The organism is Bacillus cereus group sp. BcHK124 (genome assembly GCF_027712065.1).
GTDB lineage: Bacteria > Bacillota > Bacilli > Bacillales > Bacillaceae_G > Bacillus_A > Bacillus_A pacificus.
The window spans coordinates 38,627-58,110 of record NZ_JAQFPJ010000002.1; the positions used below are offsets into that span (position 1 = coordinate 38,627).

Below are 19,484 nucleotides of genomic sequence, written 5' to 3' on the forward strand. Positions count from 1 at the left end.
CTCCTTTTAATTTACTGAATTTAGTGATACAAGTTGATAGTTTATTGTAGTTTTTCCGTTCTCCCATTCTAACTTTTGTATCATTGCACTACCGATTCTTTCTTCATTTGATTTATATAAAGGTAATATTTCTTGAACTGTAAATAAGTGATAACCATCCAATTTTAATTGAAATATGTTTTCTTCTATATGTAATCTTACTTCTTTTTCATTTGAAATAATTTTTGTGTGCATCTCAAATTTCATGATAGATACAACCCCTTTTTCTAATCTCTACACTATTAATAGTATATTGGCTATGCAAGATTGACAAGTAAATACACGGTAAAGTACATACTTTTCTATTGCGATATGTTTTTTTATTTTCACATATAATACGGTATGTGAAATTTTATTTTTTCCAAAAATAAAAATGTCTCATACGACATCTTTATTTTTGGATAAAGTCTTTCATTACATAATATAAAACTGTAATGAAAACAATCGCTACAAAAAATGAAAATACTGCAACAATGTACCCATCTTTATTTAATAAAATGCAAAAAGAAATAGATATGATAAAAATCGGAAATACAAGTCGTACTTTATCCTTCACTTCCTCTGTCGTATCTGTATGATGAAAATACTGCGTTATCCCTATCATTAAAGAAGACAAAATAATCACCGACAATAGTAAAGGTACTGGCATTCCGATTTCTCCTTTCTCTATTTCTAATGAAAAGCAATTTTTCTTTCATTATAATCACTTCAAATACTCTTTTCGAAGTGATTATGTACAATTTACACATATATAATAGCGTTTTTATCATGGTAACTTCAAATAATTACAATTACAGTAATGTTGTAATATTCATTTTCAACCTCCAAAATCCTGCAAATATAACTCGTCAAAATATGCAGTGAACAAATTAACATATACCGCCAACTTTAGACAAAATTTATAAAGGACATTTCAGTACGTATAAAGAATTAAGAATAAGAAGATATGTAAGGGAGGATGAATTATGACTGAACACGTTTTATTTTCTGTTAGCGAAAACGGCGTTGCATCAATTACTTTAAACCGCCCAAAAGCACTTAATTCTTTATCTTATGACATGTTGCAACCAATTGGGCAAAAACTGAAAGAGTGGGAAAATGATGAGCGAATTGCGCTTATCGTATTAAAAGGAGCTGGCACAAAAGGTTTTTGTGCAGGTGGCGATATTAAAACTCTTTATGAAGCACGTTCAAATGAAGCTGCATTGCAGCATGCGGAACGTTTCTTTGAAGAAGAGTATGAAATTGATACATATATTTATCAATATAAAAAACCGATTATCGCTTGTTTAGATGGAATTGTAATGGGTGGTGGTGTCGGTCTTACAAATGGTGCGAAATACCGAATTGTAACTGAGCGTACGAAATGGGCAATGCCAGAGATGAATATTGGCTTCTTCCCAGACGTCGGTGCTGCTTATTTCTTAAATAAAGCTCCAGGGTATGCTGGCCGCTATGTCGCTTTAACAGCATCTATTTTAAAAGCTTCTGACGTATTATTTATAAACGCTGCTGATTATTTTATGGCATCTGATTCATTACCAAATTTCCTTACTGAACTGGAAAGTGTAAATTGGCATAAAGAAGATGATGTACATACTCATTTAAAAGAAGTCATTCGTACATTTGCAACTGCTCCAACATTAGAAAGCGAGCTTGCTCCTTCATTAGAAGAAATTAATTCACATTTTGCATTCGATACAATGGAAGAAATTATTCATTCATTAGAGAAAGATCAAAGTTCCTTTGCTTTAAAAGCGAAAGAAACGTTATTATCAAAATCTCCTATTTCACTAAAAGTAACATTAAAACAGTTTATTGATGGACAAGATAAGTCCGTTGAAGAATGTTTCGCTACTGACCTTGTACTTGCTAAAAACTTCATGAGACATGAAGATTTCTTTGAAGGAGTACGATCTGTTGTCGTTGATAAAGACCAAAATCCAAATTATAAATATAAGCAGTTAAGTGATGTTTCAGAAGAAGATGTAAACAGGTTCTTTAACTTACTTAATGCGTAAAGTGAAAATTTAATAAGTAGGGTTTATCTCCCTCTTATTATTAGTAGAAGCAATCGCCCTTTCATACGGGATAAAATTGAGGCTATATAGTCGTATAATTACACGCCTATATAGCCTTTTTCCTATTTAATAAATTTTAATAAAATTTAATTTTTTTAAATCAAATTATGTGCTACACTATTTTTAATTAAATATTCTAAAAATAAAAGAAGGAGGAGCGACTATGATTGAAAATTATTTTCTTTTCATCATTATGTCTATTTGTCTTATTATTTTACCTGGTCCTGATACTGCAATGGCTACGAAAAACACATTAGTTGCTGGTAAGGTAGGCGGGGTGAAAACAGTGTTCGGTACATGTGTTGCACTATTGATTCATACTTTAGCAGCGGTAATCGGACTTTCCGCACTTATTGTAAAGTCAGCTCTTTTATTTTCTATTTTCAAGTACGTTGGAGCTCTATATTTAATTTATATTGGTATTAAAGCCCTTTTAGCAGTAAGAAATAAAGAAGGCGTCAATACGAACGATATATCTTTGAATAACGCAAACGAGCATACTTCTTGCTTTCGCCAAGGGTTTCTTACAAATTTATTAAACCCTAAAATCGCAGTCTTCTTTTTAACATTTTTACCGCAATTTTTAAATCCAAATCATAATACGTTTATCCAACTTCTTATAATGGGCCTTACTTACCTAGTTTTAACAGTTATTTGGTTCGCTTTTTATATATTTTTAATTGATAAAATTAGTGCTTTTATGAAAAAACCGAAGACACAACGTTATATTCAAGGGTTAACGGGAATTGTCTTAATTGGTTTTGGTATTAAACTAGCTTTTGAAAAAAGCAATTAACAAGAAGAAAACCACCACTATTCATAGTGGTGGTTTTCTTTTAACAACTGATTTGGCTGTCTACTTTATATTAAAACCAGCGCTCAGTTACAACTTTTTTACGTGTATAGAATTGAACGCCATCTGTACCATTTGTACCTAAATCACCAAAGAATGAAGCTTTATTTCCTGCGAATGCGAAGAATGCCATTGGTGCTGGAACGTTTACGTTTACACCGATCATACCCGCATCGATGTTATCACGGAACGTTTGTGCATGTTTACCGTTTGACGTATAAATAACTGCACCATTTGCAAATTTAGATTGATTTGTTAGTTTAATACCTTCTTCTAAATCTTTAACTCGTACAATGCTTAATACTGGAGCAAAAATCTCATCTTGCCAAATTTTCATTTCTTGATTTACACCGTCAAAGATTGTCGCACCTACAAAGTAACCGTCTCCAACTTCTTCCTTAATTTTACGGCCATCTACTAATAAAGTAGCTCCATCTGCTACACCGCTGTTAATATAGCCTAATACGCGTTCTTTATGAGACTCACGAATTAATGGTCCAACATAATTATCTTCGTGGAAACCGTCACCTACTTTTAACTTCTTCGTCTCTGCTACTAGTACGTTGATGAACTCATCTGCAATTTCATCAACTACTGCTACTACTGAACATGCCATGCAGCGCTCTCCACTACTTGCAAATGCAGATCCAATTACACCTTGTACCGTTTTCTCAAGATTGCAATCTGGCATAACAATCGCATGGTTTTTCGCACCAGCTAACGCTTGTACACGTTTCCCATGTTTCGTACCTGTTTCATATACGTAACGAGCTACCGGCTCAGAACCAACGAACGAAACAGCTTGAATATCTTTATTTTCTAAAATGCTATTTACAACATCTTTTCCGCCTTGTACTAAATTTAATACTCCTTTTGGAAAACCAGCTTCATAGAATAACTCTACAAGTCGCTCTGCTAAAAGCGGCGTTCTTTCAGATGTTTTTAATACGAATGTATTACCACAAGCAATTGCAAGCGGGAACATCCATAATGGAATCATCATCGGGAAGTTAAACGGCGTAATTCCAGCAACAACTCCAATTGGGTAGCGCCAAATTGATCCATCAATGCCGCTAGCAATATTCGGAAGTGCTTGTCCCATCATTAAATTTGGAGTAGATGTTGCAAGTTCTACTGCCTCAATACCACGTTGTACTTCACCAGTTGCATCCGTTAATGTTTTACCATTTTCAAGCGTAATGATTTTTGCAAGTTCTTCTTTGTTTTCTTGTAAAAGCTGTAAATATTTATACAATTGTCTTGAACGATTCGGAACTGGTACTTTAGACCACGTTTCGTATGCTGCTTTTGCCGCTTCAACAGCTTTTTCAACATCTTCTTTCGGAGATAGCGGAACGTAAGCGATAATTTTTCCAGTCGCTGGATTTGGAACTGCTTCTACTTCTGTACCAGTAGATTCTACCCACTCACCATTAATATGATTTTTTACTCGTTTAATTTCAGTTGTAATCATTGTATTCTCTCCTTTGTATAATTTATTTTTGATTAGAAATTAATTGCTCGCTAACTTTCTTATATAAGGCAGCCATATCGTTTTCTCCATATCCAGCTTGACTCGCTTCGTCATATACGTTTAATAACATTTCGCTTACTGGTAAATGGAGTTCGCTTTCCTTAGCTAAGTCAACTGCAAACCCTAAATCTTTCTTTAATAAATTCACAGTAAATCCTGGCTCGTAGTTTTCGGGTGCTATAAAACTTTTATAATTACGTTCATAAATTCTACTTTGACCGTAACTTACATTTAAAATATCAAACATTTTATCTAAATCCATATTGTTCTTTTTCGCTAATGTTAAAGCTTCACTCACACCAGCTGTATAAAAACCAATTAATAGGTTATTAATTAATTTAACTGTTGTCCCACTATCAATTTGCTCACTAACATGGAAAATGTTCGCACCTAGTACACCCATGATAGATTCCGTTTTCTCATATACCTCTTTTGATCCACCAACCATAAATGTTAATGTACGGTTTTCAGCTCCAATCACCCCACCACTAACAGGTGCTGCTAAAAAGTCTACTTTCTTTTCCTTTGCAGCTTCCTCTAACTGTTTGTTTAACTGTGGAGATACAGTACTTGTATCAATTAAAACTACATTCGAGTGACTATTTTCAAATAATCCTTCTTCGCCAAAATATACCGCTTCAACAGCGCGAGGTGAAGGTAAACTTGTAAAAATTACATCGCATGTTTCTGCTAGTTTTGAAATTGATAAGCCGATAATTCCGCCTTCTTTTTCAAAAGAAGCTTCAGCATTTTTATTTAAATCCACACCATATACTGTGTAACTTGATTTAACTAAATTTTTAGACATCGGAAGACCCATGTTACCTAAACCGATAAAACCAATCTTTTTCATATCGCTTTCCTCCTATTTACACAATATACTTTCCGCGATTTATAATAGCTTTCGCAATTTCTCTCTTTTTTGTAAATACGTTCGTGTATAAAGGCACTAGTAATTGACGAATTTCAGTTAAAATCACGTGTCTATCTTGTTCTTCTGTAATAGCCGCGGAAAGTATAGAAATCGCAGCTTCTTCTACTTTGCGATAGCCTTCTTCACAAATAACGTCAGTTATCATTTGTTTCGTACCCTCTTTTTCTGCACCATTTTTACTAATTGCTTTACTCGTACGTAAAAATGCTGATTCCATGACGTACACGTCCGTTAACATATTTGATAATACACGTGAATATTCTTGCTCTTGATCAATTTTTAAACCTGGAGTTTTAGAGAGCGTTTTCAAAGATTGTTTCAACAATTTTTTCGCTAATAAAATGTAACGATGGTTTCTTTCGACATTTTCTACATCAATCTCTATTTCAGTATCTTCAATTTGTTCCATTTGTTTCATTAACATTTTAGCAACTGTTAATCTATTAATTTCGTTCGTCCCTTCAAAAATACGACTAATTCTAGCATCACGGTATAATCGTTCTACTTCATACTCTTGCATATAACCGTAACCACCATGAATTTGTACAGCTTCATCTACGATATGACCAAGTGTTTCAGAAGCATTTACTTTATTCAGTGCACATTCAATAGCAAATTGAGACATTTGCTTCATAAGATCCTCATCACTCTCATGAATTGCTTCATCAATTACACCTGCTGTACGATAAGCTGCACTTTCTGCTCCATATGTAGCAATGATCATATTTGCAATTTTCTCTTGAATCATCGTAAAGTCTACTAATTCCGTTTGGAACTGTTTGCGTTCTTTTCCGTATTGAACGGACAATCCAATTGCTTGCTTTGCTGTTCCAATATTTCCAAAGGCAAGTTTTAATCTAGCGAAGTTAAGAATATTAAGAGCTACGTGATGCCCTTTCCCAACTTCCCCTAAAACATTTTCAGCAGGTATGACAACATCTTCTAAAATAAGAGTCGCTGTTGAAGAGCCTTTAATCCCCATTTTCTTTTCTTCTAGTCCAATGGATACGCCTTCACATGTTCTTTCGACAATAAACGCTGTCATTCCTTTATTTGTCTTCGCAAAAACAACGTATACATCTGCCATATGAGCATTTGTAATCCACTGCTTCTCACCATTTAACTTCCAAGCAGTTCCATCTTCATTTAATACTGCGCTCGTTTTTGCGCTTAATGCATCAGAACCGGCATTTGGCTCAGTTAAAGCATAAGCCCCAACCCATTCTCCTGATGCAATTTTCGGCAAATATTTTTCTTTTTGTTCTTTCGTTCCGTAATATATGTAAGGCAATGTACCTACACCAGCGTGTATATTAAATGAAACGCTAAATGCACCAGCGTATCCCATTTTTTCTGCTACAAGCCCTGAAACTACCTTTCCTAATTCGAATCCGCCATATTCTTCTGGGACTTCGATACTTAATAATCCAAGTTCTCCAGCTTTCTCAAACAATTGACGAGAAACTTTATAGTTATGTTGTTCAATATTCTCCATTTGTGGAACAATTTCTTGTTTAACGAATTGTTCTGTCGTTTTTGCGATTAAATCTTCATCTCCTGAAAAATCTTCTGGCGTAAAGAAAGCATGATTCACATCTTTATTAAGTGAAAAAAATTCATCCCACGGTAACTTCGTTTTCTCCATCTGAATCCCCCTATCATTTCGGCCTTACTTGCTACTACATATGCTCGTCTACGATGAGTGGAATATCTTATTTTTGAAAACAGAAGGCGATGAATTTTCACATCAAGCAGTTTATTTTGCCAAAGATGTACTCTCATCGCCTTAGTTGTTTTATCTATTGATCTTCTGATAATACTGTTTTTGCAATTCCAGTATCTAATTCTTCAAAGTCATGATATGAAATTGTTTCATATAACTCACTTCTCGTTTGCATATTTGAAAGTGCATCTTTTTGAGAACCAGTTTCCTTAATTAAAGTAAACACATTCTCATACGCTTTCGCTGCAACACGAAGTGAAGTTACAGGGTAAATAACCATTTGGAAGCCCATATTCGCAAATTCCTCTGCACTATAATACGGCGTTTTCCCAAACTCAGTCATGTTGGCAAGTAAAGGTGCATTTACTTTACTATTAAATAGACGGAACTCTTCTTCTGATTGAAGCGCTTCTGGGAATATTGCATCTGCACCTGCTTTTACATAGGCGTTTGCTCTTTCAATTGCTTCATCCAAGCCCTCTACACCGCGAGCATCTGTGCGCGCTACAATATATAAGCTCGGTGCAACTTCTTTGATCGCTTTAATCTTTTGAACTAATTCTTCTGTCGTAACGAGTTTTTTACCATTTAAATGTCCACATTTTTTTGGTAATTGTTGATCTTCAATTTGAACAGCTGCTACTTTCGCTTCCACCATTTCTACTGCTGTTCTCGCTACATTTAGGACACCACCGAATCCAGTATCAATATCAACAAGAACTGGTAAGTCTGTAGCTCTTACTAGATCCCTCGCTCGCTCTGCTACTTCAGTAGAAGTCACGATTCCTAAATCAGGTAGCCCTTTACTTGCAGTATAAGCTGCTCCTGATAAATAAAGAGCTGAAAAACCTGTATTTTTCGCAACAAGAGCTGCCATTGCGTCATGAGCACCTGGAATTTGCAAAATTTCATTTGCTTCTACTAAAGCTCGGAAGCGATTCGCAAGCTCCTCTTGTGTTGACTGTTTATTCACAACCCAAGCCATTCTAAATTCCCCCTATTATTAAATTAAGAATAGATCTACAAATTCATTTACATTCATATTTTCTAGTTTCTCTTCATTTAAACAAGCTTCATGAATTTGTTCTTGTTGCTTACTAGAATAATGACCTGCCATATTTGCAGTGAATTTTTGAACAACTTTTGGAATTGCTTCGTCTCTACGGAAACGGTGACCAAGTGGATATTCACATTCCACATTTTCTGTTACAGTTCCATCTTTGAAATGAACTTGAACAGCGTTGGCGATTGAGCGCTTGTTCGGGTCAAGGTAATCTAAACTGTACTGTTTATTTTCAACAACAACCATCTTATTACGTAATTCATCTACACGTGGATCATTTGCTACTGCATCCTCATAATCATCCGCAACGATATCTCCTTTTAATAAACCAATTGCCGTAATGTATTGTAAGCAGTGATCACGATCAGCCGGGTTATTTAATGGACCTTCTTTATCAATAATACGAATTGCTGATTCATGAGTTGTAATTGTAATACGGTCAATTTCATCTAATCTTTCTTTAATTTCTGGATGTAATTTCACAGCACATTCTGCAGCTGTTTGTGCATGGAATTCTGCAGGATATGAAACTTTAAATAATACATTTTCCATTACATATGACTCTAGTGGTCTTGCTAATTTTAATTCTTGTTTATTAAATAATACATCTTGGAATCCCCAGCCCGGTGCAGATAATGCTGTCGGATAACCCATTTCACCTTTTAAGGCAGTCATTGCAAGATGAACACCGCGGCTCGTTGCATCACCTGCTGCCCATGATTTACGTGAGCCTGTATTTGGAGCATGACGATATGTACGAAGACTAGAATTATCAATCCATGCATGTGATAATGCATTAAAGATTTCTTCACGTGTTCCGCCAAGCATTTTTGCAACTACTGCAGTTGTTGCTACTTTTACATATAATACGTGGTCAAGACCAACTCTGTTTAAGCTGTTTTCTAAAGCAAGTACACCTTGAATTTCATGTGCTTTAATCATCATTTCTAATACTTCACGTACTTTTAACGGTTCTTTTCCTTCTGAAATACGAACACGGCTAATATAATCTGCCACAGCTAAAATTCCGCCTAGGTTATCAGATGGATGTCCCCACTCTGCTGCAAGCCAAGTATCGTTATAGTCTAACCAACGGATCATACAGCCGATATTAAATGCACCTTTCACAGGATCAAGTACATATGACGTACCTGGTACACGTGTACCATTTGGCACGATTGTTCCTGGTACAACTGGTCCTAATAATTTCGTACATTCTGGATATTGTAATGCTAAAATTCCGCATCCAAGTGTATCAAGTAATACGTAACGAGCAGTACTAAATGCTTCTGCACTTGTTACCTCTTTATTTAATACATAATTGGTAATCTCTTCTAATAATGCATCTTTTTGTTTAATTTCATTTGTTTTAATCATGCTATCCTTCCCTTTCTGTCGAAAATTCGTTATTATTAAGGATGGGTGTCGGTCAAACACCCATCTGGCGGGCGGCGCTAACAACTCCCCAGTTGTTCTTATTTACTAAGCACATGTCGCTCGCCAATATAATTTACACGTGGACGGAACAAACGATTGTTCGCATGTTGCTCAATAACGTGTGCACAAAGCCCTACTGTTCTAGAGCTAAAGAAGATTGGTGTGTACAGTTGAATTGGAATACCAAGCATCCAATATACTGGAGCTGCGTAATAATCAAGGTTTGGATAAATTCCTTTTTCCTTCTCCATAATCTTTTCTCCAGCTTCACACATCTCATACAGTGTATAATCACCCTTCACATCACATAACTGCTTTAAAGCTTCCTTCATCATCAATGCTCTTGGATCCATCTTCTTCATGTATACACGATGTCCAAAGCCCATAATTTTTTCTTTGTTATATAGTTTCTTCTGTAATAACTCTTCAAACTTTTCAACATTACCAGCTTCTAAAAGCATGTACATAACCGCTTCGTTCGCACCGCCATGTAAGCTACCTTTTAAAGATGCAACCGCACCTGTTAAAGCACCATATAAGTCGGATTGCGTAGACGCAATAACGCGCGCTGTAAATGTAGAGTTTGGCATTTCATGTTCACTATATAAAACAAGGGAACGATCAAAAATCTTCTCCTCAAGTTCAGTTGGTTTTTTACCTGTTAACATATAGAAGAAATTCGCGCTATATGATAATTCCTTAAGTGGTTCGATTGGCTCTTCATTATTTAAAATATGATAGCTATTCGCTACAATGTTTGGTACTTTACTCAATAATTTGTATCCGCGGCTTTTGTTTACTTCTAACGAGCGATTTTCAATATCATTATCGTAACCAGCTAATGCGGACACACCTGTACGCAATCCATCCATAGGGTGTGTTTCTTTCGGTAATGCCTTTAATACGTTAAATACACCTTCTGGTACCGCGTATTCTTCTTTTAATTTCTTTTCAAGTTTTGCTTTTTCATCCTCATTTGGTAGATGTTCTTCCAATAAAAGGTGCACAATGTCTAAATACTCTTTTGTTTTTGAGAGTTCGATTAAATCATACCCTTGAATTACAATTTCACCTTTTACTGTGTCAAGAAACGAAATCTTCGTCTCCGCTGCCACTATACCATCTAATCCCGGGGAAAATTTTTCTTCAGCTTTCATCATTATTTCCTCCAATCCTAATAGATCTTCGTGCACATAACTGTAAGCCTTTACAATATTGCGAAACTACATTTCTATTTCAATGTATCAGAGTTTTTAGAAGATTTCAATTTATTTTATAATGATAAGTTTCCTACACTTTTACCGATGTAACAATACAATTTTTCAAAAATAATTTTCATATTTTATAAGGAAAGGACAGACTTCTTTGCGTGTTTTATTAAAACAAAATATAAGAATGAGCGAGAAAATCCCACAGAACATATCATTCACCCAATTTTTTTAAGAAAATAAAAAAAACGAGCTGTATACATATACAACTCGTTTCTACATGAAATTTATTTCACTATCCTATCAATATAATTCTTATATAAAACTTATTTACTTTTAAAAAAGTTATTATTTTACATAATTAAATTAAATTCCTACCGTTTCCTCATGATAATATTCATCAAAAATAGAATGTCTTCTTTCTCAACTGACACGATTTTCCTATCTAATTTCTTAGAAACTATCCCTCAAGAATAGTCAGACTGAATTGAACTATTATCATGTTAAACCATTGTAAATCGTTATGTTCAATTGAAATCCCCCCTCTTTGTTATTCCCGTTTACGCAAATTCTTTTTTACCTAATCGCTTTTTTACAAAAATGACAAAAATAATGAAAGCAATTAATCCTGAAATTGCACTACCTGCAAATAAAATACGGTAACCAAACATTTGCGAAACAACTCCAAGTAAAATCGCACCAAGTCCAATCCCTAAATCAAATGCGGTAAAGAATGAAGCGTTAGCGACTCCTCTTTTACTCGGATGAACAATTGTAATCATCGCTGCTTGCAATGCCGGCTGTGCCGAACCAAATCCAACACCGTATAATGCAGCGGCGATAACTACCCCCATTAAACTATGTGAAATCGTTAATACAACTATTGCTATAATAGTAATGCATAGTGCCGGGATTATGATAAATACTTCCCCATACTTATCTAATAGTTTTCCTGAAACTGGTCTGATAATCGTTAAAGAAACTGCATATACAAGAAAGAATGTCCCAGGATTCACATCAATTGACGATGCAAATAGCGGTAAAAATGTCGTAATCCCTCCATATGCAAATGATAAAAAGAAAACAACAATCGTAATGGACAGAACGGACTTTTCAAACAACTGCATTTTCCTTTTTTCTTTTTGTGGTGTGAATGGTATTTTCGTGATGAACGATAATAACACTGCCACAAAGGATAAAAGGGTTGCTAACAAAAATAGGCCGTGAAATGAATAATGTTGTACAACCGATAATCCAATCATCGGGCCGATTGCCATTGCAATTGTCATAGCCATCCCGTACCATCCCATACCTTCACCACGGCGTGAATCTGGAATAATATCAGTTATCGCTGTTCCAACAGCTGTTGTAGAAACAGCCCATGTTACACCGTGAATCACACGTAAAGTAGCTAGAAGGACAATAGTCGACGCTAAATTATAAGAATACATCGTTAACCCAAAAAAGATGAGTCCGAAAATAATAAAAGTTTTTCTACCATATTGATCTAACATTCCTCCAATAATTGGTCGTATTACAACTGCTGCAATTGTAAACATCCCCATCATAAATCCAACTTGTGATTCATCACCACCAATCTCTTTAATAAAGAGAGGGAGCGTTGGAACAAGTAAATAAAATCCTGTAAATAAAAATAACATTGCGAAAGTCATTTGAATAAATGATTTCGTCCATAATCGTTCCATTAAAATTCCTCCATAAACACATAAGTTATTACAATTAACACCTCCATTTTACATTTTCTTCGTTCCTTTGCCTTCCGTAAATAGACGTATCTTTTTATAATAAATGGTCCAAAATCAATTTAAATTGGTCTTACAACTTTATACGTATGTTTTAGCCTAAAGTCCCATTTATTTGTACCTTTATATGTGTGAAAAGAATATACTACTTTATTATCGCAACTTAGGAGTGAATATTTTTATGTGGGTATCATCAAGAGTAACTGCCGTAGTTCCTTCGACCCCGGAAATACACGTTCCAGCCGTTCATACGGCTAGTTCCGATGTTGGAATTGAACTTCCTGCAACTTGGCAACAATATCAAATTCCAGGTCAAATTACTCCCTCATTTTGGCATCATGGCGCACATCCAAGTAGTACCACCTTTCAAAGCCACGGTTATCCTCCGTTACCTCAATCTCAAGTTTTTTATCATTTCCCTTCAATTTATTTTCAAAATTTCTATGGTACTTTTAATATTTAAAATACATTGTCTCATAGCTACTGCATTTAAAAGAAAAAAGCACTTAAGATTGTAATGTTTACAAATCTTAAGTGCTTTTTAATGTTTTTCATAAAATTTTCTTATTGTCCATTATTAGCAGGGGCCTCTCCTGCATTCCCGCCAGTATTTGGTTCTGTGGTTGCTGGTGGAGTTGTATTCCCTTGACCCCCTCCGTTATTCGCTGGAGGTGTCGTATTCCCTTGACCTCCTCCGTTATTTGCTGGAGGTGTCGTATTTCCTTGGCCTCCTCCGTTATTTGCTGGAGGTGTCGTATTTCCTTGACCTCCTCCATTATTTGCTGGAGGTGTCGTTCCTTGGCCATTACCATTATTTTGTTCATTTTGTTTCTTTTCTTCTTCTTGTTTCTTTTGCTCTTCTAGTTTCTTTTGTTCCTCTTGCTTCTTAAGTTCCTCTTGTTGCTTTTGTTCTTCTTGTTTTTTCAGTTCTTCCTGTTTCTTTAATTCTTCTTGCTTTTTCTCTTCTTCAGTTTTTTGCTGCTGATCTTGTTTTGGTTGCTCCGTTGTATCCGGTACGCTAGTATTTGGCGATGAATCACGTTTTTCACCTTTTATACGTAGCTCACTACCTTCTTGAATAACGCTACTTGGCATTTTAAAGCGTGATTTATCTGTAGCCATTTCACTCATCATTTCTTTAAAAATCAACTGTGCAATTTTCGTATTTTTACTACTAATATACTCGTCTTTACCATCTTTCATATACCCAGTCCATACTGCCATCGTATATTGCGGTGTATATCCAGCAAACCAACTATCACGAGTTGCACTTTCTGGAATGTTAAATTTCGCTAATTGTTTTGAATCATAGTTTGTTGTACCCGTTTTACCAGCTACATCTAAAGAACTAATATTTGCCGCTGTACCAGTACCTGATGTTACTACTGAGCGAAGCATATCAGTAATCATATATGCTGTAGAGTCAGCTATAACTTGTTTTGGTTTTTGCTCAAAACTTTGTGATTTGCCGTCTGGATAAACTATTTTCTTAACAAAATGCGGTTTTGCATACTTTCCACCATTTCCAAATGTCGCATAAGCACCCGCTATTTCAGTTGGTGATACTTCGTTTGTACCAATAGCTGTAGATTCTGCCGGCGCTTTATTAAATGTAATACCTAATTTCTCAGAGAATTCCTTTGATTTATTAAGCCCTACTTCTTTTGCAGTTTTAACTGCCGGAACGTTACGCGACATTTTTAACGCTTCACGCATAGTAATTGATCCTAAATGACTTCTGTCCGCATTTCGAACTTCTTGTCCAGTTGAATATTTAAATGGAGAATCATCAATTTGATGATACGTAGCCCATTTTAAGTATTCAATTGCAGGACCGTAATCAAAGATTGGTTTCATAGTTGAACCAGCTGCACGATCTAATTCAATTGCCATATTATGCCCTTTAAATACTGCTTTATTTTCACCGCGTCCACTACCTATAGCACGAACCTCACCTGTTTTCGTATCCATAAATGTGAAAGCACCTTGGAATTTATCATTTGGATAATTAATAATATTTGTATTTAAAATATTGTCAGCTAATTTCTGTGCTTTTGGATCCAAAGTTGTATGAATTTCTAAACCATCAGAGCCAATATTTACATCTGGTATTTCCTTTTCTACTTCTTTCACTACTGCATCTATAAATGCAGGATATGGCATCGCTTGTAGCTCAGCTGCACTCTTAACATTTTTATCCACAGGTACTTTCGATGCTTCTTCCATTTCTGCTTTTGTAATATAACCATGTCGATTCATTAATTTTAGTACAACATCTCTTCTTTCTGTTGCTCTTTGAACATTTTCTGGTTTCGATGGATCATAGTTATTTGGAGCTTTTGGTAACCCTGCAAGCATCGCAACCTCTGGTAATGTTAAATCTTTCAATTCTTTACCATAGTAGTTTTGTGCTGCTGTTGCGATACCATATGAACGGTTTCCTAAGTTAATTTTATTTAAATACATTTCTAAAATTTCATGTTTTGAATATTGTTGTTCTAGCTTATACGCTAAATATATTTCCTGGACCTTACGTTTCGATGTTTTTTCCATCGATAAGAAGTAGTTTTTAATAACCTGCTGTGTTATCGTACTTCCACCTTGTGAACCGTAATCTCCTTTAAGACTCACCAAAACAGCACGGGCAGTACCTTTGAAGTCTACCCCGCTATGCTCATAAAAACGTGCGTCTTCTGTTGCTAAAAATGCATTTTCTACTAATTTAGGAATTTGATCATACGTAACATTCGTCCGCTTTTCTTTCCCGTATTCATATACCAAATCGCCATTTTTATCATAAATTTTTGAGGATAACGGATTAACAAGTTTTGCTTTCTCAAGTTTTGGTGCATCCTTAATCATTACAAAGAAGGTAGCAACTCCCCCCACTAAACCAACAATACCAAGTAATAAACAAGTAATTAAAAACTTGCGAAAAAATGATGTTTTACCTTTTGGTTTTTGTGTTTTAGAAGCTGGCTGTTTTTTCTTTTTAACTTGTCGTCGCTCCTCTCGAGAACGATAATTTTCTGACATGTTACTTTCTCCTGCCTTTCAATTCTCCCGTTGATTTACTTAAAAATATTGAGGTCACTTTCTAAAATGAATTTAATTAAGAAAGTATATTGACCTGGAGCATTCAATATTTTCCCAATTCACAGATTATAAATTTTAGAATACTTCTTATACAAAGTATTTTCACTTCTATTTTTCTAATAATGCTGCCCCTTTAAGCATAGAATGTAAAAAGTGAATTTTTAATACCTCGTATAAATAATATACCTTTTTTTCAAATGGTCAATATTTTCTTATTTATAAATCAAAGGTGAAATAAAAATAGCACAACGATATGTACTTCGTGTGAACTTCCTTATAATTACGTATAACGAACATTTAATATATTGCATATAAGTATAATACCTCTTTAATTATAAAGATTTCAACACCACAACCTCAACATCTATAAGAAATTATTAAAAATGAAAAGTGAGGAGTTGCGTAATGATGGAGTTATCTCCCGTGATTTCCAAAACTATAGTTGCTGTTGGATATAATCCTTTTTCTATGATTTTACGCATTCAATTAAAGCATGGAATGTATGATTTCTTTAACGTTCCTGAAAACATTTACACCGGTTTATTAAACGCACACTCTAAAACGAATTATCACAATACTTATATTAAAAATTCTTACCGCTACACTAAAATTTAAACTTAACTAGAATAAAAAAAGAAAGGAGGTGGTCCCCCCTTTCTTTTTTAAATCGTTTCACAACTCAGCTATCTTCTGTTCTTTTTATTTATTTCATCATATGCTTGAATTTGTTTTTTTAAACGCCGATCTGCTTTTTTATCATGTACAACTAATATCGCATGAATAACGCCTGGAACCCAAAATATTAATGTTAATATGAAATTAATTATTGCTTGAAATGGTTTTCCACAAAATAATACGGCTACAGGTGGAAGAAGAATTGCCAACAAATACATCATCTCTTGAAAACTCCTTGTTTTGTATTTTTTATCTCTCCATACACTATAAGGACCAATGACTTTTGCATTTCTAATATTTTTATTAACCACTAATAACTGTTCTACTGTTATATATTCTATTTTAATGCATAAAACCTACCACTTCAATTTTTCTACTTATGTAAAATTGAAATTTTACATACAATCTTTCCATGAACAATTTCATATTATTTTTTCTAACCTTTCTTCCTTCTCTATTATAGTTAATCCTATCGCAGAAATAGCAGTTCCTATCGCTTGTATCCAAACACCAATGAGTGCTATTATTCTCTCATCTTTCTGATCAACTATACTTTCTTCATTTTCGATTCTATTCTTCATTACATTAATAATACCTTGATACGCTTGAAGTCCAGCGCCTAAACTTTGCAGAGAATTTCCTATTACTATAATTTTCTGCAATATCCCAACCTGAAGCAAAGCCGCTTCTACTCCTAAAAAAGCTCCAATCGATTGTAAGCTATTCCCTATAATTATGAGATAATCATTCTCTTTCAATTGTTCCTTTATATTAAAATATATTCCTATTACATTTGATATATTCCCTAACGCTAATAACTCAATGCCCATTTTATCGAGCATTTCACTTTTATTCTCCAAACACATATTTTGATTTTCTTTTTCACCTTCATCTTTGGTTTCATTACTCGCTATCATTTGCAATATATACCCGAGGGCTTGTAATGAGCTTCCTACAATTACAATTTTCGATTCAGCTTTCTCCTCCCCCATAAAACCTCTTGTCGTCCCAATTGCCGCTGTAAGATTTCCTCCTACTTGAAACCATGCTCCTGTCACTTTTAAACCGCTTGGATTCATTCTTATCACCTATTTAGAAGTTTTCTAGTGCTTTCGAAATACATAAATGGCCTCCTTTAACTCATATTTATTTTCTACATTTAATTTTGTGCATTCTATAATGTGTTAAAAATACAAAAAAGAGTAACCCATAACAGTTACTCTTTCCTATATATCAAAAAAATCATTATTTATTTCGTTATTGCTTTTAAATTTCAACTTCTCTTTCCCGCACTTCTCACACCTATACACATAAGCTACACCTAACTTACCACTTTTGAAATCTTCATTATCCTGCATCTTAATAAAACTATATTTATGTTTACAGTGAGATTCGTCTAAAAAATTTTCAAACCATTTTTTCAACATAGAACTGTTCACCTCTATGAAAGAATCTTCATCTTGTCTTATTACATACTTTTACTTAAATACTCAATCTCATGTTGCAACTTTTTAAATTGTTCAAAATGCATAGTGATAGATTGACTGTTTCCATACTCAGCACTATGCTTCACCAATAAAACACCCGTGTCATGAAAAAACGCGTCGAGCTCTTTTCTGATGGATACTTTCATTATATGCGCCGTTTTAATAGCCGATAAAATTGCAATTTCATTAAACTTTAATTTTATTTCATTTGGACAAAATGCTTCTTCAATCAATATAACTTCATTGCTATAAATAAGTGCAACAAGATTACTTGACTTTGCATCTGTTAAATCTACTTTTTTTATAACATTATTCATTACATTTTGCCTCCTTTGTTTTCATATATGATAATTATACAATTTTCATTTTTAATTACGTAACCTTACATTCAGTTTAACACACTTTTATTATGGGATTAAGCTACACTTCAAACGTTTTACTATTCCGCAATTTTTGTTAGATGAACCATTTGGACTATAAGACCATATAGTAGTGTTAACAAATGATTGTAAAGTGGGTGAAAACTATGCCCTCAGTTGTAGGGAATTTAGTTGTACAAAATAGTAACGGTTCATTTAACTTAGGTGATTTCTACAACGTTTCTCCAAAAGAAAATACGAAGGCTTATAATGGATCTGGCGCTTCCAACGTTGGTTTTGTTGTTAATACTTTTAATGGTGTGAGTGCGACTAATACGTTTGATTCTGACCTTGCGGATCAAAACCAAGTCGGTACAGCTTAACCCTATTTTTTCATCGTTCTGTTTAAGAATTTTAAATTTGTCCATACTATAATCAGGCTGTTATACAGCTATTGTTGATTTTTGGAGTACCCTATCTTTTTCTCCCTTTCCCTGGGGCTTAGCAGCTAGTATGAAGCTAGCTGCTTTTCCGTTTCATTTTTTCTGTTCCACATCTAACATAACGTAAAGTAAGCTAAAAGTTAACTTTTAGCTTACTTTACGTTATTTCAATAATATCCGTAGTATTAAATACGTAAGTTTTATAAAACGCGTCAGTACACATTACAATGCGCTTTAGCGGATTTATATGTACAACTGTCATATAGCTTGTAAGTATGTACCCATCTTCAAAATATGTCACCAATATTTCTTTCTCAGACAATAATGACATTAATAATTTATCAGAAATTCCCTCTTTTGCTTCTTTTGTTAAGAATGGTTTTTGTACTTTAAATTTCTCTCCAATAACCTTTCGCATACTTAATAACTGTTCCGACATTACTGTAAATGGAACCCATTCTCTTTTTGCTCTTTGCATCTTTACATCATTCATTTCTCTATCTCCTCGATTATTTATCCATTCTATTTCAAACATATTGTGCTTCGATTATTCTTTAATAATTGCTCGGCTCATATTTCTCCCGCATGAACAGGTAAGAAATCTCCTACCTCAAAATTCAAGACATACAAGGAAAGTAAGTCGAAAATCAACTCCCCGTAAACACCCGCTAATTACAGTTTCACTTTATTTCTAAATCTTATACTATCTACACTAAAAAGAACATTCGTTCTAATTATACACGAACTTACGTTCTTTTGAGAAGAGATTTATTTTTTCTTCATCAAACG

Annotated in this window: 20 protein-coding genes; 5 read left to right on the forward strand and 15 right to left on the reverse strand. The window is 34.4% G+C overall.

The features are described 5' to 3' along the window. Positions 1-6: 6 nt before the first annotated feature. Positions 7-246 (reverse strand): DUF2584 domain-containing protein, encoded by a 240-nt coding sequence (locus PDK19_RS05270; RefSeq protein ID WP_000667348.1) that lies wholly within the window; start codon positions 244-246, stop codon positions 7-9. A 184-nt stretch (positions 247-430) separates the two neighbouring features. Continuing rightward, a complete protein-coding gene (locus tag PDK19_RS05275) occupies positions 431-688 on the reverse strand; it encodes a hypothetical protein (protein WP_001145040.1) in 258 nt (85 codons plus the stop codon). 316 nt (positions 689-1,004) lie between these two features. Here PDK19_RS05275 and PDK19_RS05280 point away from each other — a divergent pair, with 316 nt between their 5' ends. Together PDK19_RS05280 and PDK19_RS05285 are read left to right on the forward strand one after the other, a co-directional pair. Then, positions 1,005-2,060, forward strand: coding sequence for an enoyl-CoA hydratase/isomerase family protein (locus PDK19_RS05280; RefSeq protein WP_000134914.1), 1,056 nt, complete (start codon positions 1,005-1,007; stop codon positions 2,058-2,060). A gap of 223 nt (positions 2,061-2,283) precedes the next feature. After that, positions 2,284-2,916 carry a LysE family translocator gene (locus PDK19_RS05285; protein WP_000572338.1) on the forward strand — a complete coding sequence of 211 codons (633 nt, stop codon included), beginning with the start codon at positions 2,284-2,286 and terminating at the stop codon, positions 2,914-2,916. Between the two features lie 70 nt (positions 2,917-2,986). Here the strand turns inward: PDK19_RS05285 and PDK19_RS05290 are convergent, their stop codons facing one another. The 7 genes from PDK19_RS05290 to PDK19_RS05320 form a co-directional block, all read right to left on the reverse strand. Then, the gene (locus PDK19_RS05290; protein WP_000633360.1) at positions 2,987-4,447 is read right to left on the reverse strand and encodes a CoA-acylating methylmalonate-semialdehyde dehydrogenase; all 1,461 of its coding nucleotides are present in this window, start codon (positions 4,445-4,447) and stop codon (positions 2,987-2,989) included. A gap of 22 nt (positions 4,448-4,469) precedes the next feature. Continuing rightward, positions 4,470-5,360: an NAD(P)-dependent oxidoreductase gene (locus PDK19_RS05295; protein WP_000719434.1), complete on the reverse strand. Its 891-nt coding sequence runs from the start codon at positions 5,358-5,360 to the stop codon at positions 4,470-4,472. A gap of 16 nt (positions 5,361-5,376) precedes the next feature. Continuing rightward, on the reverse strand, positions 5,377-7,086 hold the full coding sequence (locus tag PDK19_RS05300) for an acyl-CoA dehydrogenase family protein (RefSeq protein WP_270706704.1): 1,710 nt from the start codon (positions 7,084-7,086) through the stop codon (positions 5,377-5,379). A gap of 154 nt (positions 7,087-7,240) precedes the next feature. Further along, positions 7,241-8,149 carry a methylisocitrate lyase gene (gene prpB, locus PDK19_RS05305; protein WP_000312650.1) on the reverse strand — a complete coding sequence of 303 codons (909 nt, stop codon included), beginning with the start codon at positions 8,147-8,149 and terminating at the stop codon, positions 7,241-7,243. A gap of 18 nt (positions 8,150-8,167) precedes the next feature. Beyond that, positions 8,168-9,604 (reverse strand): 2-methylcitrate dehydratase, encoded by a 1,437-nt coding sequence (gene prpD, locus PDK19_RS05310; protein ID WP_000598150.1) that lies wholly within the window; start codon positions 9,602-9,604, stop codon positions 8,168-8,170. Between the two features lie 98 nt (positions 9,605-9,702). Beyond that, positions 9,703-10,824 (reverse strand): citrate synthase, encoded by a 1,122-nt coding sequence (gene mmgD, locus PDK19_RS05315; protein ID WP_041184530.1) that lies wholly within the window; start codon positions 10,822-10,824, stop codon positions 9,703-9,705. Positions 10,825-11,432: 608 nt separating this feature from the next. After that, positions 11,433-12,578, reverse strand: a complete 1,146-nt coding sequence (locus tag PDK19_RS05320) for an MFS transporter (RefSeq protein WP_000440649.1) — start codon at positions 12,576-12,578, stop codon at positions 11,433-11,435. A 238-nt stretch (positions 12,579-12,816) separates the two neighbouring features. Here PDK19_RS05320 and PDK19_RS05325 point away from each other — a divergent pair, with 238 nt between their 5' ends. Beyond that, positions 12,817-13,098 (forward strand): hypothetical protein, encoded by a 282-nt coding sequence (locus PDK19_RS05325; protein WP_000270178.1) that lies wholly within the window; start codon positions 12,817-12,819, stop codon positions 13,096-13,098. A gap of 101 nt (positions 13,099-13,199) precedes the next feature. Here PDK19_RS05325 and PDK19_RS05330 read toward each other — a convergent pair whose 3' ends face one another. Continuing rightward, positions 13,200-15,671: a transglycosylase domain-containing protein gene (locus tag PDK19_RS05330; RefSeq protein WP_061661257.1), complete on the reverse strand. Its 2,472-nt coding sequence runs from the start codon at positions 15,669-15,671 to the stop codon at positions 13,200-13,202. A gap of 465 nt (positions 15,672-16,136) precedes the next feature. On the opposite strand from PDK19_RS05330, the gene PDK19_RS05335 reads away from it, so the two are divergent. Continuing rightward, positions 16,137-16,346: a KTSC domain-containing protein gene (locus tag PDK19_RS05335; protein WP_000970365.1), complete on the forward strand. Its 210-nt coding sequence runs from the start codon at positions 16,137-16,139 to the stop codon at positions 16,344-16,346. Positions 16,347-16,414: 68 nt separating this feature from the next. Here PDK19_RS05335 and PDK19_RS05340 read toward each other — a convergent pair whose 3' ends face one another. The 4 genes from PDK19_RS05340 to PDK19_RS05355 form a co-directional block, all read right to left on the reverse strand. Next, the gene (locus tag PDK19_RS05340) at positions 16,415-16,627 is read right to left on the reverse strand and encodes a YqaE/Pmp3 family membrane protein (RefSeq protein WP_000990223.1); all 213 of its coding nucleotides are present in this window, start codon (positions 16,625-16,627) and stop codon (positions 16,415-16,417) included. A 201-nt stretch (positions 16,628-16,828) separates the two neighbouring features. Continuing rightward, positions 16,829-17,485, reverse strand: coding sequence for a DUF6944 family repetitive protein (locus PDK19_RS05345; protein WP_014893766.1), 657 nt, complete (start codon positions 17,483-17,485; stop codon positions 16,829-16,831). 147 nt (positions 17,486-17,632) lie between these two features. Next, positions 17,633-17,833, reverse strand: a complete 201-nt coding sequence (locus tag PDK19_RS05350) for a hypothetical protein (RefSeq protein WP_000915130.1) — start codon at positions 17,831-17,833, stop codon at positions 17,633-17,635. A 41-nt stretch (positions 17,834-17,874) separates the two neighbouring features. After that, positions 17,875-18,210 (reverse strand): hypothetical protein, encoded by a 336-nt coding sequence (locus PDK19_RS05355; RefSeq protein ID WP_001066864.1) that lies wholly within the window; start codon positions 18,208-18,210, stop codon positions 17,875-17,877. Between the two features lie 209 nt (positions 18,211-18,419). On the opposite strand from PDK19_RS05355, the gene gerPF reads away from it, so the two are divergent. Beyond that, complete coding sequence (gerPF, locus tag PDK19_RS05360; protein WP_001141565.1) at positions 18,420-18,635, forward strand: spore germination protein GerPF; 216 nt, start codon at positions 18,420-18,422, stop codon at positions 18,633-18,635. A gap of 217 nt (positions 18,636-18,852) precedes the next feature. Here the strand turns inward: gerPF and PDK19_RS05365 are convergent, their stop codons facing one another. Beyond that, complete coding sequence (locus PDK19_RS05365) at positions 18,853-19,188, reverse strand: YolD-like family protein (protein ID WP_001000621.1); 336 nt, start codon at positions 19,186-19,188, stop codon at positions 18,853-18,855. Positions 19,189-19,484 lie beyond the last annotated feature (296 nt).